17 protein-coding genes are annotated in these 14731 nt (G+C 62.0%); 7 read left to right on the top strand and 10 right to left on the bottom strand.

The window, feature by feature from the left end:
• Nucleotides 1-4: 4 nt before the first annotated feature.
• Complete coding sequence (locus QLG12_RS16350; protein WP_349017007.1) at nt 5-493, top strand: zeta toxin family protein; 489 nt, start codon at nt 5-7, stop codon at nt 491-493.
• Between the two features lie 175 nt (nt 494-668).
• Here QLG12_RS16350 and QLG12_RS16345 read toward each other — a convergent pair whose 3' ends face one another.
• The gene (locus tag QLG12_RS16345; protein WP_007969461.1) at nt 669-1133 is read right to left on the bottom strand and encodes a glycine zipper 2TM domain-containing protein; all 465 of its coding nucleotides are present in this window, start codon (nt 1131-1133) and stop codon (nt 669-671) included.
• Nucleotides 1134-1298: 165 nt separating this feature from the next.
• Between QLG12_RS16345 and QLG12_RS16340 the strand changes: the two genes are divergently transcribed.
• A complete protein-coding gene (locus QLG12_RS16340) occupies nt 1299-1535 on the top strand; it encodes a hypothetical protein (RefSeq protein WP_197868672.1) in 237 nt (78 codons plus the stop codon).
• A gap of 5 nt (nt 1536-1540) precedes the next feature.
• Here the strand turns inward: QLG12_RS16340 and pdxH are convergent, their stop codons facing one another.
• The 5 genes from pdxH to dinG all read right to left on the bottom strand — a co-directional run bounded on the left by pdxH (nt 1541) and on the right by dinG (nt 9408).
• A complete protein-coding gene (pdxH, locus tag QLG12_RS16335; protein WP_011332787.1) occupies nt 1541-2188 on the bottom strand; it encodes a pyridoxamine 5'-phosphate oxidase in 648 nt (215 codons plus the stop codon).
• A 24-nt stretch (nt 2189-2212) separates the two neighbouring features.
• Nucleotides 2213-3322, bottom strand: coding sequence for an OmpA family protein (locus tag QLG12_RS16330; RefSeq protein ID WP_282474911.1), 1110 nt, complete (start codon nt 3320-3322; stop codon nt 2213-2215).
• Between the two features lie 113 nt (nt 3323-3435).
• On the bottom strand, nt 3436-4581 hold the full coding sequence (locus QLG12_RS16325; RefSeq protein WP_011332785.1) for an EstA family serine hydrolase: 1146 nt from the start codon (nt 4579-4581) through the stop codon (nt 3436-3438).
• Between the two features lie 106 nt (nt 4582-4687).
• The gene (locus QLG12_RS16320) at nt 4688-7168 is read right to left on the bottom strand and encodes a beta-galactosidase (protein WP_282474910.1); all 2481 of its coding nucleotides are present in this window, start codon (nt 7166-7168) and stop codon (nt 4688-4690) included.
• A 95-nt stretch (nt 7169-7263) separates the two neighbouring features.
• A complete protein-coding gene (gene dinG, locus QLG12_RS16315; protein ID WP_007952008.1) occupies nt 7264-9408 on the bottom strand; it encodes an ATP-dependent DNA helicase DinG in 2145 nt (714 codons plus the stop codon).
• A 100-nt stretch (nt 9409-9508) separates the two neighbouring features.
• Here dinG and QLG12_RS16310 point away from each other — a divergent pair, with 100 nt between their 5' ends.
• Complete coding sequence (locus tag QLG12_RS16310; RefSeq protein WP_197868675.1) at nt 9509-9973, top strand: CopD family protein; 465 nt, start codon at nt 9509-9511, stop codon at nt 9971-9973.
• A gap of 45 nt (nt 9974-10018) precedes the next feature.
• On the opposite strand, the gene QLG12_RS16305 is transcribed toward QLG12_RS16310, so the two are convergent.
• The 4 genes from QLG12_RS16305 to QLG12_RS16290 form a co-directional block, all read right to left on the bottom strand.
• On the bottom strand, nt 10019-10777 hold the full coding sequence (locus QLG12_RS16305) for a collagen-like protein (RefSeq protein WP_197868676.1): 759 nt from the start codon (nt 10775-10777) through the stop codon (nt 10019-10021).
• Nucleotides 10770-11048: a DUF1145 domain-containing protein gene (locus QLG12_RS16300; protein ID WP_197868677.1), complete on the bottom strand. Its 279-nt coding sequence runs from the start codon at nt 11046-11048 to the stop codon at nt 10770-10772. Before QLG12_RS16300 ends, QLG12_RS16305 begins: the two co-directional genes overlap by 8 nt.
• A 162-nt stretch (nt 11049-11210) precedes the next feature.
• Complete coding sequence (locus QLG12_RS16295) at nt 11211-11933, bottom strand: OmpA family protein (RefSeq protein ID WP_236194272.1); 723 nt, start codon at nt 11931-11933, stop codon at nt 11211-11213.
• 89 nt (nt 11934-12022) lie between these two features.
• Complete coding sequence (locus tag QLG12_RS16290) at nt 12023-12718, bottom strand: OmpA family protein (RefSeq protein ID WP_282474909.1); 696 nt, start codon at nt 12716-12718, stop codon at nt 12023-12025.
• Between the two features lie 199 nt (nt 12719-12917).
• Here QLG12_RS16290 and QLG12_RS16285 point away from each other — a divergent pair, with 199 nt between their 5' ends.
• The 4 genes from QLG12_RS16285 to QLG12_RS16270 are packed head-to-tail and all read left to right on the top strand — an operon-like array spanning nt 12918 to nt 14640.
• Entirely contained in the window at nt 12918-13415 is a 498-nt protein-coding gene (locus QLG12_RS16285; RefSeq protein ID WP_011332778.1) for a DUF6231 family protein, read from the top strand.
• Between the two features lie 4 nt (nt 13416-13419).
• Entirely contained in the window at nt 13420-13896 is a 477-nt protein-coding gene (locus QLG12_RS16280) for a YchJ family protein (protein WP_085655634.1), read from the top strand.
• Between the two features lie 31 nt (nt 13897-13927).
• Nucleotides 13928-14428 (top strand): LEA type 2 family protein, encoded by a 501-nt coding sequence (locus QLG12_RS16275; protein ID WP_236194271.1) that lies wholly within the window; start codon nt 13928-13930, stop codon nt 14426-14428.
• A 5-nt stretch (nt 14429-14433) separates the two neighbouring features.
• On the top strand, nt 14434-14640 hold the full coding sequence (locus tag QLG12_RS16270; protein ID WP_007955014.1) for an SEC-C metal-binding domain-containing protein: 207 nt from the start codon (nt 14434-14436) through the stop codon (nt 14638-14640).
• Nucleotides 14641-14731: the final 91 nt, after the last annotated feature.

Here is a 14731-nt window from a genome sequence, read left to right as displayed (position 1 = left end):
TTCGATTACGATTGAAGGTGACAGGCTCAGCTTCTCGGATACTCAGATCGACTCCTATGTAGCCTCCGCTCTTTCCGACTTCATACGGCGCTCTTTGATCAAAGAGAAAATCAGTTTTACGTTCGAAACCGTCATGTCCTCCTCAGATAAAGTCGATTTGCTTTACGAAGCCCAGAGATCCGGGTACAGGGTTTACGTCTATTACGTTGCAACAGCCGACCCGGAAATCAATGTCGCCAGGGTTGCCTATCGCGTATCACAGGGTGGGCACAACGTTCCTCCTGAAAAGATACGAAAGCGTTATTGGAGGTCTCTGGCGCTCCTAGCGGATGCAATCCTCACCTCGAACAGAGCCTATATCTTTGATAACTCCGACGAAGGTAGCGAAGGACTGACACAGGTTGCAGAGATCACAGACGGGGAGCTGATTGAAATCAAATCTGACGTACAGCCACCTTGGTTTAAAGAGTTCGTGCTCGATAAACTGATCTAGATCAGAAGCCTACGACTTCTCTTAATGTCGGCCTTTATTCACGTCGAACAATCACCCACGCCTTTAAAGATACGTCCTACCTAATCGCATTCGTCTATCGGGATCACTGGTGAACACCAAACAAAAACCCCGACCAGTCACCTGATCGGGGTTTTCTTTTACCGCTCGTTCGCGATTAGTGCGAAACGCGGCTGGTCCCGCCAACGGTGGAAATCCGTACCCGCTCACCCACGCGGAACACTTCATTCTCCTGAACCTGCTGCACATAGGCACGCATGCTGCCGTCGTCTTCGCGCACGGTGATTTCAACACCTTGAGTGCGAGTCAGGCCTTCTTCAGTGGCCGAACCGATCAGGCCGCCGGCCACGGCACCGATAACGGCTGCAACGATGCTGCCTTTGCCGCCGCCGATGGCACTGCCGCCAACACCGCCAACCACTGCACCGGCAGCGCCGCCGATCGGGGTCTTGGTGCCTTCGATTTTCACCGGACGCAGGGATTCGATGGTGCCCATGCGAATCGTCTGCACGCGACGCGCTTCGTCACGGGAGTAGGAGTCACCGGTCAGGCTCGACTGGCAGCCGGTCAGCAACATCGCCATCGTGGAAAAGGAAGCAACCAGCAGAACAGACTTACGCATAGCATCAACTCCAAAGGACAGGTATTCATTAAACTCCGCAGCTTGACGCCTGTCACGGCGTCGCCCGGATAAAGTTGCTTTCATTCAGGCCCGGTACAGGCACCCGCGAACTCCCCAACAGTAGCGCCAAATTCCATTTCCTGCGCCGCCGACCCAAGGATTTCCATGGATTACTTCATCATTGTCGTCACCACAACCGCCGGCCTGTACTTCCATTGGTGGCTGTATGTGCGGATCAAACGCTGGATGGATCGCGATCTGGCATTGTCACTGGCCGGCAAGGATGAAGGCAAACGCGCGTTCATGCTCGAACGGCTGGAGCAGGCTCAGGCGCAGAAGATCAAGCGCCGGGACCTGCCGAAGTGGCTCCAAGCCGCTGCGGCAGACTATCCCGCTCGGTAGACTGCTCAGGGTGCCAGACGTTCAAGAATCCAGTCGGCGCCCTGCACACGGTAGTTGAGGCGATCGTGCAGGCGGCTCGCGCGGCCCTGCCAGAATTCCACGCGTTCGGGGAGCAGGCGGTAGCCACCCCAGTGTTCCGGGCAGTGAGGCTGAGTGTCGGTGAAGCGTTGCTCGGTCGCCTTGAGCAAATCTTCCAGCTCACCCCGGCCGTTGATCACCCGGCTCTGCGGTGAAGCCCAGGCGCCGAGTCGGCTCCCCAGCGGTCGCACCTGATAGTACGCATCCGACTCTTCAGGCGTGACCTTCACCACCCGCCCTTCGATCCGCACCTGGCGCTCCAAAGTCGGCCAGAAGAATGTCATGGCAGCAAACGGGTTCGCCGCCAGATGCTGGCCCTTGGCGCTTTCGTAGTTGGTGAAGAAGGTGAAGCCCTGCTCGTCCAGCCCCTTGAGCAGCAGAATGCGGCAATGCGGACGGCCATCCGCATCCACCGTGGCCAGGGTCATGGCGTTGGCTTCCACTGGCGCCTGTTCGGTTTTCACCGCTTCGGCAAACCACTGGTGAAACAACGCAAAGGGCTCCGCCGGGGCTTGCGCCTCGGTCAGGCCATCCCGAGTGTAATCACGACGCATATCTGCCAGAGACTGGGTCACGGCGCATTCCTTTTCGTTAGCGGATCACTTTTTAGTGGTATCGGTCGCAGCGACGTTCTTGTCGGTTGCGGCGGCTTTGGCGGGCGCGGTCTTTTTCGCCGGAGCCTTGGCCGGGGCCTTCTTCGCTGGAGCCTTGGCAGCCGCTTTCTTGGCCGGAGCCTTTTTGGTGGCCGGTACAGCGGCTTTCTTCGCAGTTGGCGCCGGGGTCACCGGTTTGGCGACAGGCTTGACGTCCTGAGCAGCGACCATCGTCACTGGCTTAGGTGCCGGCATGTTGTACTTGCTCAGCAGCGCGACCATGGTGTTCTGCGGGGTCACCAGCAGTTCGACACGGCGGTTCAGGGCACGGCCTTCAACGCTGTCGTTGGCAGCACGCGGTGCTTCGGAGCCCATGCCGCGCAGCATCAGGCGGTCACGCTGCAGACCGCTGAGGCGGAAGATGGCCGCCACGGCCTGGGCGCGTTCCTGACTCAGCTTGATGTTGGCCGGAGCGGCACCGGTGGTGTCACTGTGACCGAGCACCAGTACGGCGGTTTTCGGGTCGGCTTCGAGGATTTTCGCCACGCGGGTGAACGGGCCGAGGGTCACTGGCAGCAGCATCGCCGGACGATCCGGGTTGAACGAGCCTTCCACCGGCGCGGTCACGACCAGCACGTTTTCACGGCGTTCGAGTTGCAGGTTGCTGTCCTTGATTGCGGTGCGCAGGCGCGGTTCGTAGTCATCCAGCCACGCTTGGGTCACTTTCGGATCGGGCATCGGCACGACTTTGGCCGTGTCCTGCTCCTTGCCACCAAACGGCCACCACCATTTGCCACCCTTGTCGGCCTCGGCCTTGGCGACTTCAACCGGTTTTGCCTCGGGTTTGGGTTTGGCTTCAGCTTTCACTTCAGCCTTGGCCGCCGAGTCGTCCGAGCCAAACGGCCAGTACCACGGACTGCTGCTCTCAGCCTTGGCCAGAGGCGCGGTGGCGGCCGGTTTCAACGGGGCAGGTGCCGGAGCGAGTTCCTTGGCTGCGACTTTGTCGGAAGAACCGAACGGCCACCAGCTGCCGCCATCGGCGTCGTTCTTTGGAGTCTGTGCACAACCGGTGATTGCGAAACACAGGGCCAGGGCGAGAGTTTGTTTGGACGACATTGGAAACCCACAAAAATAATTAGTGAACAATCAGAGGACTTTCGCCCGGATAAACAGACGCTTTGAAACGAAATTCGCCATGAGGTTCCGGCCCTGGAACCTCGGACGACGCTTTACAGACAAGTGGCAAGTACCCGCGCCAGCTTCTGCGCGCGCGGATCCATCAAGACGTACGGCCCCAGTGTATTTGTCACAAATCCGAAGGCAACATCGTGCTCCGGATCAGCAAAACCGATGGAACCGCCAGCACCCGGATGGCCGAATGCACGCGGGCCGAGGCCGTAGGTGGCGTTCGGCACGTCGGGTTGATCGAGCATGCAACCGAGACCGAAACGGGTGCGGGTCAGCAAGGTCTTGTCCTCGCCGAGGCTGTGTTCGCGGGTCAGTTCGTCGAGCATTTCGCTTTCCAGCAGGCTGCCGTCGAGCAGACCGGCGTAGAACCCGGCCAGACTGCGGGCATTGCCGTGGCCGTTGGCCGCCGGTTGCTGCATGCGCCGCCATTCCGGTTTGTTGGTGCTGGTGAGCACCGACGGCGGATTGGTGAAGGCCCGGGTGGTCATGGCCGTCGGCTCGCGCATGGTCACTTGCAGCAAGCGCTGGGCGGCAGCGTCGCCGGTGTTGCCCTTGCCGCGAGCGATGTGCGCCACGCGATGGAATTCTTCGTCGGCCAGACCGACATGGAAATCCAGCCCCAGCGGTTTGGCGACCCGCGCCACAATGGACTCCCCCGGCCCGCGACCGTCGGCGCGCCGCAGCAATTCGCCGATCAACCAGCCGTAAGTGATCGCGGCATAACCGTGACCGGTGCCCGGCGTCCACCACGGTGCTTCGGCGGCGAGGGCGTCGACCATGGTTTGCCAGTCGTACAGCGCTTCCGGCGCCAGCAATTCGCGCAGGGCCGGCAGACCGGCCTGATGGCAAAGCAGTTGGCGCAGGGTGACGGACTCCTTGCCGGCAGCGGCGAATTCCGGCCAGTAACGGGCGACCGGCGCATCGAGCTGCAACTTGCCTTCGGCGACCAGTTGCAGCGCGGTGACGGCGGTGAAGGTCTTGGTGCAGGAGAACAGGTTGGCGATGGTGTCGCTGTGCCAGGCCTCGGCGCCGTCCTTGTCGGCGGTACCGGACCAGAGGTCGAGGACGGTTTCCCCGCCGACCCGGATGCACAACGCGGCGCCGCGTTCCTGGGGATCGTCGAACAGTGCGGCGAAGGCTTCGCGCACCGCTTCGAATTGAAGCTCGTAATGGCCCTGAATCTGCACCCGCAACTCCCCCGCGAAAACGCTCTACAAAGTGGCCCGCATTGTTCCAGCCCGTGAGGCTTTTGGGAACCGCTGCGGGCCGGGCGGTCTTCAGGTTTCGTAACGATCAGTGACCGTTGCCGGAATGCCCGCCTGTATGGCCTGCGCCCTGCCCCGGGCCTTTGCCGGGGTCAGCCTTGCGGCCGCCTTCGGTTTCGTGGCCGGCCTTGTCCGCTGCGGCAGCCGCTTTCTGCGCCTCTTCGCTCAACTGATCGACGGTCGCCAGGTTGCTTTTGCGCACCGTTTCGACAAAGCCCTGAAACGGCAGATCAGTGACCCCGACCAGACCAAAGTGACCGTTCTCGCCATCGAGCAGGCGCCCGGTCACCGGTTGGTCCAGATACTGGAACCAGTGCACACCGACAATCGACGGTTCGCTCAGCGCCTGCTTGAGGAAGTTGGCGTAGGCCGGGCCGCGGTCTTCTTCCTTGCTCAACGGGGTCACCCCACCCCAGAACGGGCCACGGTCGGTGGAGCCGAAGTTGAATTCGGTGATCAGCACCGGTTTGTCGAGGTTGCGCAATGCGGCGAAGTCATAGCCGTCCTGAGGTTGCAGGGTGTACATGTTGAAGCTCAGCACGTCGCAGTACTGGGCACAGGACGCCACGGCTTCCGGGGTGCTGGTGGCAAAACGGCCGCCGAGCAGCAACTGGTTCGGCGCGTGCCATTTCAGAGAGTCGGAAATGGTCTTGAAGTAAGTGTCGGCAAAGACCTTCTGGAAGTATTTGAAGTCAGCCTCGATTTCCGGATGCTCCGGATTCGGCAGCGGCGCTTCGAAACCCGGGTCTTCCATCAACTCCCACGCCGGCAGATCAATGCCCCAGGCTTTCGACAGCCCCGCCTGATTGCGGTACTTGTCACGCAACTGCTTGAGAAACGCACGTTTGGCCGGAACATCGGTGGTCATTTTCAAGGTGCCGTAGGCCAGCGCGTAACGGGATTTCGGATCATCGCCGGGGCCGGCCCAGGCCAGTTCGTTGTCGGCGAAGTAGCCGATCAGCCACGGATCATCGCGATGATCGCGGGCGGCGATGGCCACGGCGCGCTCGGTGGCCATGGCAAAACGTGGGTCGAACGGGTCAGGCATACCGCCCCACCAGTCGGTGCCGGTGCTGATGCTGGTGTAATCGCCGACGATCGACAGCGGCAAGGTGTAGGGCATGCGCTCGGCGTCGCCAAGGACAGGGGCGCTCCAGTTACCGACGGTGTTGAAGCCCCAGGCTTGCAGGCGATCAAGGGTATGGCTGGCCCACTTTTGCTCGTCGACGGTGTTTTTGCACGGTGCCGAGACGCTTTGCCCGCTGGTGGCTGCCGACTCCGCGACCCCGGCTTTCGGCTGTTCGGAGGCGGCTACTGGTGCATTGGCGTTGGTTGCCGCCTCTTCGGCGGCGCCAGCCTTGGCGGCTTCGGCGACACCGGCCTTGTTGCCGCTATCCGGGATGCATGGCTCGCCATAAAGGCGCTGAAGGTTGGCGCCGTAGAAGTCGTACCAACGCCCGAAGTTGTAGCCACGGCCTTGGTCGACACCATTGCCACCACGGTTGTCACCTTCGCCGAAGTGGCTGGCCAGTGGCTCTTCCGGTTTGGGCAGGGATTCGAACATGTATTCGCGGCCGGCCACGTAGGTCTGATTGACCTCCGGGCTGACGGTGTTCACGCCCAGGGAATAGAACGGATGGCCCTCGGGCGTCACGAGATACCAGCGGCCGTCACGTTTCTCGGTGCGGAAGAAACCGCTGGCCTTGAACGCCGGGCCTTTGCTCCAGCCACCGAACTTGTCCAGCGAGGACTTTTCGCGCTCGGCCAGCCAGGTGCTCAGTTGTTGCTGCTCTTTGGCGGCGGCGGATTTCAGTTGTTCGTCATTGGCGACTTTCTCCGGCCACTTGCCGCGAGTCGACTGGCCATAGGCATCCACCAGATTGCCGTAGGCGGATTTGATCACCTCGCCTTCGTCCTGCACGCCAAAGCGCTCGAGCAACAGACTTTGCGCGGCTTTCGGCTGATCCATCGACAGGCTGACCGACACCACCTGGCTGCGATCCAGCTCACCGCTGCTGCTCGCCAGCAGGATGCGCTGCCCGTCGATCATCATCGGCATCGCCGGCCCGGCTTTCATGCCCTGGCTCAGTGGCGAGGTCGCGGTCAACGGCACCAGCAAGGTCTGCGCCGGGCCGGCCGGCAGGTCAACGCGGCTGATCAGGGTCTTGCCGTCATTGCTCTGGATCTGAACGTAGACGGTCACGGCCCAGTTCATCGCGCTCTGGATGCGCAGGCTCATCATCCCGGACTGCGACCAGTCCCAGGCGCCAGTCTGCGGGGACAGACGCAGGGTCGGGCGGGCCGTCGGGTTGAACGTCACCCGCCGCAGCACTTCGCCTTCGGGGGTCTGCTCGGCGTTGGCTTGCGGCAGGTCGGCGTTTTCGGTCGCCACTTTCACCACATCGGCGGGGCGGACAAAATTGAACAGGGTCTGCTGGCCAGCAGGTGCCGCCAGCAAGGGGCCAGCGAAAACCAGGGCAAAAATGGCAGGCAACGAACGACGAATCATGAGAACGGAATTCTCCCTAACGACCCGCAAGGGCCAATGGAAAAGCAGTGACAGAGAGATAGACAGCGCGGCGGGCAAAACTGCCCACCGATGTCTCAGGATATTTCACGACGGAAAGGAGGCAATGCATTGAGGATCGCCTTGCCGTAGCGCTGGGTGACCAGCCGCCGATCCAGCAAGGTGATGGTGCCGCGGTCTTCTTCGGTGCGCAGCAGACGGCCGCAGGCCTGGACCAGCTTCAGCGAGGCGTCGGGCACCGAGATTTCCATGAACGGATTACCGCCCCGGGCTTCGATCCATTCCGACAGTGCGGCTTCGACCGGATCATCCGGCACCGAGAACGGGATCTTGGCGATCACCACGTGCTCGCAGTAGGCGCCCGGCAAATCCACACCTTCGGCAAAACTGGCGAGGCCGAACAGCACGCTGGAATCGCCGCCATCGACCCGCGCCTTGTGCTTGTTCAGGGTTTCCTGTTTCGACAGGTTGCCTTGAATGAACACTTGCTTGCGCCAGTCGCGGTCGAGGCCGTCGAACACGTCTTGCATCTGTTTGCGCGACGAGAACAGCACCAGACTGCCGCGCGAGCCTTCGACCAGTTCCGGCAGATCGCGGATGATCGCGGCGGTGTGGGCGGCGGCATCTCGTGGGTCGGCCTTCAGGTCCGGCACCCGCAACACACCGGCATCGGCGTGATGGAACGGGCTCGGCACGACGGCGGTGACCGCTTTTTTCGGCAGACCGGCACGCATGCGGAAACGGTCGAAGGTGCCGAGGGCGGTCAAGGTCGCCGAGGTCACCAGACAGCCGTAAGCCACGTTCCACAGGCTGCGACGCAGGGTTTCGGCGGCGAGGATCGGGCTGGCGTTGACCTCGATGTCGAACAGCGAACCGCTTTCGGCCAGGGTCAGCCAGCGGGCCATCGGCGGGTTGTCTTCCGGATCTTCAGCGGTGAACGCGGTCCACAGCTCCCAGTTGCCGGAGGCGCGGGACAACAGGCTGCCGAACAGCGGATACCACTCTTCAGCCTGATTGCTGGCGATGCCGATGTTGACCTCGCCGTCCATGCCTTCCTTGAGCAGATCGGTCAGGCGGGTAAACAGGTCATTGAGGCGTGCGAAGCCTTTTTTCAGCTCGATGCCCATCTCGCGCATGTGCTCGGGAATCACCCCGCCGATAAAGCGATGACGCGGACGCTCGCGGCCTTCGACATCTTCACCGGGCTTGAAATCGGCGATCTGTTCGCAGGCGGTGAACATGAATTGCTGCTGGGTCTTGATCTCCCGCGCCAGCTCCGGCACTTGCTCGATCAGTTTGCCGAGGTCGCCCGGCAGCGGATGCTGGGCCAGCAACTTGGTGAGGTTCTTGGCGGTGGTTTCCAGCCAGTCGGCGGTAGAGCGAAGGCGCGTGTAGTGGGCGAAGTGGCCGATGGCCTTGTCCGGCAGGTGATGGCCTTCGTCGAACACATAAATGGTGTCACGCGGATCGGGCAACACTGCCCCGCCGCCCAGCGCCAGGTCGGCCAGCACCATGTCGTGGTTGGTGACGATCACGTCGACCTTGCCCATGCCTTCGCGCGCCTTGTAGAAGGCGCACTGGCCGAAGTTCGGGCAATGACGGTTGGTGCACTGGCTGTGATCGGTGGTCAGGCGCGCCCAGTCGGCGTCCTCCAGCGCGTTGGGCCAGCTGTCGCGGTCGCCATCCCATTTATTGCCGGCGAGCTTCTCGATCATGCTGGTGAACAGCTTCTGACTGGCCTCATCGACCTCGATCTTGAAGCCTTCTTCTTCGAAAAGCTGCGCCGTGGCGGTCTGCGCGTGGCCTTCCTGCAACAGCATGTCGAGCTTGGACAGGCACATGTAGCGGCCACGGCCCTTGGCCAGGGCGAAGCTGAAATTCAGCCCGCTGTTGCGCATCAGGTCGGGCAAGTCCTTGTAGACGATCTGCTCTTGCAGGGCGACGGTGGCGGTGGCGATCACCAGGCGTTTGCCGGCCAGTTTCGCCGTCGGGATCGCTGCCAGGCTGTAGGCCACGGTCTTGCCGGTACCGGTGCCGGCTTCCACCGCGACAATCGCGGGGTCGCCACTGCGCCGGCCTTCGTCGTCGGTATCGATATCCCCGAGGACCTTGGCGACTTCAGCGATCATCAGGCGCTGGCCGTAACGCGGTTTGAGGCTCTTGGCCTCTAGAAAACGCGAGTAGGCGCCCTGGATCGTGGTTTTGAGTTCAGTGCTGATCATTGAGTGTCGGGCGCAAAAAACGCTGGATAAATTTTCAGTGGTTCGGATGGGGGGGCTATCATACCCCGCGAATCAATCCTGCGCAGATCGGAGTACCCCAATGACACCTTTTAGCCTCGTTTACCCCATCCATGTACTGGCCGCGCTGGTGTGGGTCGGCGGCATGTTTTTCGCCTGGATGGTGCTGCGCCCCGCGGCGATGAAGGCACTGGACGGCCCCGGGCGCCTGACGCTCTGGGTGGAAGTGTTTCAAGGTTTTTTTCGTTGGGTGTGGGGGGCGGTGATTCTGCTGCCGGTGACCGGAGTGGGCATGCTGCACCTGCAACACATCGCCTTCGATAACGCGCCGCGTTATGTGCAGGTGATGATGGGGTTGTACGTGGTGATGACCGCGCTGTTCATCCGGATTCAGGGCTTGATGCTGCCGGAACTGCGCACGGCGGTGCAGGCGAAGGACTGGCCGGCCGGTGCGGCAGTGCTGGGGCGGATTCGCAAGGTGGTGGGGTTCAATCTGCTGGTCGGGATGCTGCTGGTGGCGGTGGCGGCTGCGCGCCCGATGTTTTGACCATGATCGCTCCCGCGCACGGCACGGGAGCGATCAGTTGACAGCTTACAGGCGCTGCACCGTCACAGACCCCGCCGCACCCGCAGGCCCCGGCTGCCCGTCGGCACCCGGCTTGCCGCTCTTGCCACCGTCGGCGCGATAGACCAGGCAGCCCTTGGACTTGCCACCCGCCCCCGGCTTGCCGCCAGGACCGGCCGGGCCACCGGCACCGCCGGCAACTTCGACCTTGATCAGCTCGGCCGGAAATTCGCGCGGCACTTCAAGACGCACCAGTGCACCCGGTGCACCCGGCTGACCGTCACTGCCGTTGCTGCCATCAAAACCGTGTCCCGCCTGACCCCAGGTGCAACCCGGCTCCTGACCGTTAGCGCCATCGAGCCCGACAAAACCCGGCGCACCGGTGCCACCACGGGCATCGACCACCAGTTTGGGCGCATTCAACGCCTTGAATTGCAGGTTCAGATTACGCCCGGCGCGGGCGGCCTTTTCGTACGTGCCCGGTGCACCACGGGCGGTGATCTGGCTGCCCTCGCCGAGTTCGGCGCGGATGACTTTCATATCCAGCGCCTGTTCGCTTGGCACAATGGCAATGCGCGCCTCATGGCCCAGTTGCAATTCGCCGACACTCAGCTCGGTCACGTTCGAGGGAATCAGCAAGGTGCCGTAATCGGCGACCACCAGCTTCTCCAGTTGCAAGGTACTGGCGGTGTTCGGCAGACGCATCAGGGAGTTGGTTTCGACGCTGACCACCTGAGCACAGGCCAGGGGGCTGATGAATGCAGCGAGCAGGCAGAGTTTACGCATGGGAAGCCTCCGGAGCGGCCGGGGCCGGGATGGTTTGCAGGTGGAATACGCCGAACAACAGGATGCGGCCACGATCACGCCAAGGGTGCGGACGGCCCTGGAGGCTGCGGTTGCACAGCAGCACTTCGAGCACATGGATCGCCAGCAGCAGACCGCCGGCCAGATTGACCAGCAGGTGCAGCGGATGAACAAACGGCACCAGCTGATTGGCCAGCACCACGCAGCAGAACAGCAGGGTCAACAATCGCCCCAGCCCACAGAACACCTTCATACGCTCCCCCGTGTTGCGAATTATTCTTTGGGCGCACAGTAACGGCTTCTGCAGGGGATAAGCCAGAGGGAAAAATGAAAAAAACCGATCCACCGCCGGATGGCTGCCGGTTCGACGATGATCATCGACCGACAGCTCTAGCCTGCGGACTACAGACGTATCCTAACGATTGATGTGCAATTCCACCCGACGGTTTTGCGCACGCCCCTCATCCGTGTTGTTATCGGCGACCGGTTCGCTCTCGCCACGCCCTTCACTGGTGAGTTTGTTCGGCGCCAGGCCCTGACTCAGCAAATACTCCGCCACACTGCTGGCGCGGCGCTCCGAAAGTGCCTGGTTATAAGCATCCGAACCCTTGCTGTCGGTGTGACCGATGACCTTGATGCTCACCACGTCGGCATTGCGCAGTTTGTCCATCAGCGTGTCCAGCTGGCTTTTCGCGGCCGGTTTCAGATCGGACTTGTCGAAATCGAACAGCACGTTGCCGGCATCGTTGAGGGTGATGACTTCGGTTTGCGGGGCCGGTTCGGCAGGTTTCTCGGTGACCGGATATTGCGGCAGCGGACAGCCACGGTGGTCGACCGGGGTGTTGGCCGGGGTATCGGGGCAACGGTCGCGGCGATCGAACACGCCGTCGTCGTCTTCATCGCCATCCTGGGCATAGCAGATCAATCCGCCGGTGAGGATCCCCAGTGCAGCGCCACCGCCGGCCCAGCCGCCACTTTCGAGCGCGCCGAGACCGCCGCCGACCAGTCCGCCAATAACGCTGCAGATCGGCCAGGTACGTTGATTGAGGGGAGCGGTGCCATCGCTGTGGGTGGCGCAACCGGTCAACAGGCTGCCCAGCAGCAGAACCGGCAAGACGGACCTTGTAAGAACACTCATCGTTAAAGCTCCTGTGTCACCGGCCCATACCGGTTACACAGGAGTAAAGACCCGCATCTGCGACTGCACAAGCCGCGGATGCGAGGGGGCTAGCGGTTGATTTTGATTTCGGTACGACGGTTCAGCGCGCGACCGTCGGCAGTTTTGTTGTCTGCCACCGGCTGGCTTTCACCGGCACCGGTCACCGACACGAAGCTGCTTTGCGGTACGCCGCTTTCGACCAGGTACTTGACCACCGAGTGCGCGCGGCGATCCGACAGTTTCTGGTTGTAGGCATCGCTGCCGACGCTGTCGGTATGGCCGGTCACGGTCAGTCGCGCCGTGCTGGATTCCTGTTTCAGGCGCGAGGCGACTTTATCCAGGACCAGTTTGTCGGCCGGAGTCAGCGTGGCCTTGTCGAACTGGAAGTGAACATCGCGGATGACAATGGTTTCTTCCTTGACCACTACAGCTTCTTCGACCACTGGCGCAGGGGCTGGTGGAGGGCAGCCGTCAGCATCGACATGTACGCCTTTAGGCGTGCCCGGGCACTTGTCGCGACTGTCCGGCACACCATCGCCGTCTTCATCGCCATCACCGTGAACCCAGCAATAGGCTGCCGCCGTACCGCCGACGAGTAACGCGCCATACCCCGCCCATGCGGAGCTTTCGGTCGCGCCGAGACCCGCACCGACGATACCACCGACTGCCGCACAGGTCGGCCAGTCGGTTTTCTGCAAACCTGCGCAACCAGTCAACACACTGGTTAGCAGAACCAAGGGTAATGCTGTCCGAACTATGCTCATCTAGTTTTCTCCTGAGGGATCGGCTTAGAACCGATTCAGGGAGTAAAGACCGGAGTTTTAATCTCCGCCAGCAATAGGCCATTGCTGTTTGTGCGCCTGTTCACGGGACTTCGACGAATTTGCCGCAAACCCGCAGGACAGAGATCTAGGCCTTGGCGTCCGGGCAGGCTAGTCTTGGCGCTCTGATTGAGGAGCTTCGATGAACGTCGCCATTTCTTCCCGCACGCCGCAGCAGGCATTGGCCGCCCTGCTCGACCGCTACGCCCCGGCACGACTGCTGCTGATCGGCGCCAGCGAGTTCCCGGCGCTGGCTGCCTTTAAGGAAGCGCACCCGGACACCTGCGTCGCGCACGCCGCGCCCGGTGCGTTGCCGGCGGAACTGGCGGCCCGGCGTTTCGACCTGGCGCTGGTGGTCGATTGCCTGGAACATTTGCCCAAGCGCGACGGCCTGAATCTGTTGGGCGGGATCCGCAACCTCAACGCCAGCCGCATCGCCGTGCTGGCGGATCTGCCGGCCAGCGGCTGGCAGGAGACCGATTTTTACTCCCTGGCCCTGCAGGCCAGCGAACGCTTCGCCCGCGACGAGCAGGTACTGACCCTGTTCACTTACGATCTGCTTGACTACAAACAAGTCCCCGACTGGCTCAACTCTCGGTTCTGGGCCAATCCGGAAAACTTCGGGAAATACTGGTGGTAATGCAATGAGTACAGCCATTTGCCCCTGCGGCAGCGGCAACCTGCTGGATGCCTGCTGCGGTCACTATCACGCCGGCCACCCGGCCCCGTGCGCCGAAGCCCTGATGCGCTCGCGCTACAGTGCCTATGTGCTTGGCCTGATCGATTATCTGGTGGCGACCACCCTGCCCGCCCAGCAAGCGGGGCTGGATCGCCAGTCGATCAGCGACTGGAGCGCCCGGAGCACCTGGCTCGGGCTGGACGTGGAAAGCTCGGAAGTGCTCGGCGGCCAGCCGGAACACGCGTTCGTCACCTTCACCGCACGCTGGCATGACGGTCAGGGCGAGCACAGCCACCGCGAGCGCTCGTCGTTCGTGCAGAACAGCGGGCGCTGGTACTTCATCGACCCGACCGTGCAACTGAAGCTGGGCCGCAACGACGCCTGCCCGTGCGCCAGCGGCCAGAAGTTCAAGAAATGCTGTGCGGGGTATTTCGGCAGCTGAAGCTAGACTGGGCAGCAAAGGGAGTTAAACCATGCTCGGTCATTGGCGCACATTTCAGGCTTTCTCACTGCTCATGCTCTTGGGGATCAGCTTCTCGGGGCTCGGCGGCTGCGCGTCCTGGTTCAGCGACGACACCCGCGACCCCGCCGTGCACCTGGTGAAAGTCGAAGTGGTGCGCGCCAAGTTGCTGGAACAGAAATTCATTCTGCACTTTCGCATCGACAACCCCAACGACAGCGACCTGACCGTGCGCGGCCTGGAATACCGCATACACCTGGCCGACATGCTGCTGGCCGAAGGCGAACACGAACACTGGATCACGGTGAACCCCAAAAGCAGCGCGTTTTACAAGGTGCCGATCCGTACCAACCTGTGGCCGAAGGTCAAAGAGGTGGTGAAAATGCTGAAAAACCCCAACCAGCAGATTCCCTATCGACTGGAGGGCGAGATGGAAACCGGTTTATTCATCGCGCACTACGTGCACCTGGCGCGCAATGGCGTGATAATCCCCGCCGATTTGATTACGGAGTGACCCCGATGACCCAGCAACCTCATGTCCATGGCCCTGACTGCAACCACGATCATGACCATCACCACCATGATCACGACCATGGCCATGTCCACGGCCCGAACTGCGGCCACGCTCACCAGGAACCGGTGCGCAACGCCCTGAAAGACGTCGGCCGCAACGATCCCTGCCCATGCGGCAATGGCAAGAAATTCAAGAAGTGCCACGGCGCTTGATGCCTTGGGCGGAGAGCATCTTCGCCTGAGATACCGCCTTCGCGAGCAAGCCCGCTCCCACAAGGATCGCGCTCCATCAGGAGCAACTCGG

This window comes from Pseudomonas sp. V88_4, from assembly GCF_029967985.1.
GTDB lineage: Bacteria > Pseudomonadota > Gammaproteobacteria > Pseudomonadales > Pseudomonadaceae > Aquipseudomonas > Aquipseudomonas glycinae.
Note: the sequence above shows the minus strand (reverse complement) of the source record. Positions and strands in the feature narration are given on the sequence as shown.

Bases quoted from the DNA above. Each gene is read 5' to 3' on its own strand.
- QLG12_RS16345 (WP_007969461.1), bottom strand. From the start codon at position 1,133: ATGCGTAAGTCTGTTCTGCTGGTTGCTTCCTTTTCCACGATGGCGATG.
- QLG12_RS16340 (WP_197868672.1), top strand. From the start codon at position 1,299: ATGGATTACTTCATCATTGTCGTCACCACAACCGCCGGCCTGTACTTC.
- QLG12_RS16330 (WP_282474911.1), bottom strand. From the start codon at position 3,322: ATGTCGTCCAAACAAACTCTCGCCCTGGCCCTGTGTTTCGCAATCACC.
- QLG12_RS16320 (WP_282474910.1), bottom strand. From the start codon at position 7,168: ATGATTCGTCGTTCGTTGCCTGCCATTTTTGCCCTGGTTTTCGCTGGC.
- dinG (WP_007952008.1), bottom strand. From the start codon at position 9,408: ATGATCAGCACTGAACTCAAAACCACGATCCAGGGCGCCTACTCGCGT.
- QLG12_RS16310 (WP_197868675.1), top strand. From the start codon at position 9,509: ATGACACCTTTTAGCCTCGTTTACCCCATCCATGTACTGGCCGCGCTG.
- QLG12_RS16305 (WP_197868676.1), bottom strand. From the start codon at position 10,777: ATGCGTAAACTCTGCCTGCTCGCTGCATTCATCAGCCCCCTGGCCTGT.
- QLG12_RS16300 (WP_197868677.1), bottom strand. From the start codon at position 11,048: ATGAAGGTGTTCTGTGGGCTGGGGCGATTGTTGACCCTGCTGTTCTGC.
- QLG12_RS16295 (WP_236194272.1), bottom strand. From the start codon at position 11,933: ATGAGTGTTCTTACAAGGTCCGTCTTGCCGGTTCTGCTGCTGGGCAGC.
- QLG12_RS16290 (WP_282474909.1), bottom strand. From the start codon at position 12,718: ATGAGCATAGTTCGGACAGCATTACCCTTGGTTCTGCTAACCAGTGTG.
- QLG12_RS16285 (WP_011332778.1), top strand. From the start codon at position 12,918: ATGAACGTCGCCATTTCTTCCCGCACGCCGCAGCAGGCATTGGCCGCC.
- QLG12_RS16280 (WP_085655634.1), top strand. From the start codon at position 13,420: ATGAGTACAGCCATTTGCCCCTGCGGCAGCGGCAACCTGCTGGATGCC.
- QLG12_RS16275 (WP_236194271.1), top strand. From the start codon at position 13,928: ATGCTCGGTCATTGGCGCACATTTCAGGCTTTCTCACTGCTCATGCTC.
- QLG12_RS16270 (WP_007955014.1), top strand. From the start codon at position 14,434: ATGACCCAGCAACCTCATGTCCATGGCCCTGACTGCAACCACGATCAT.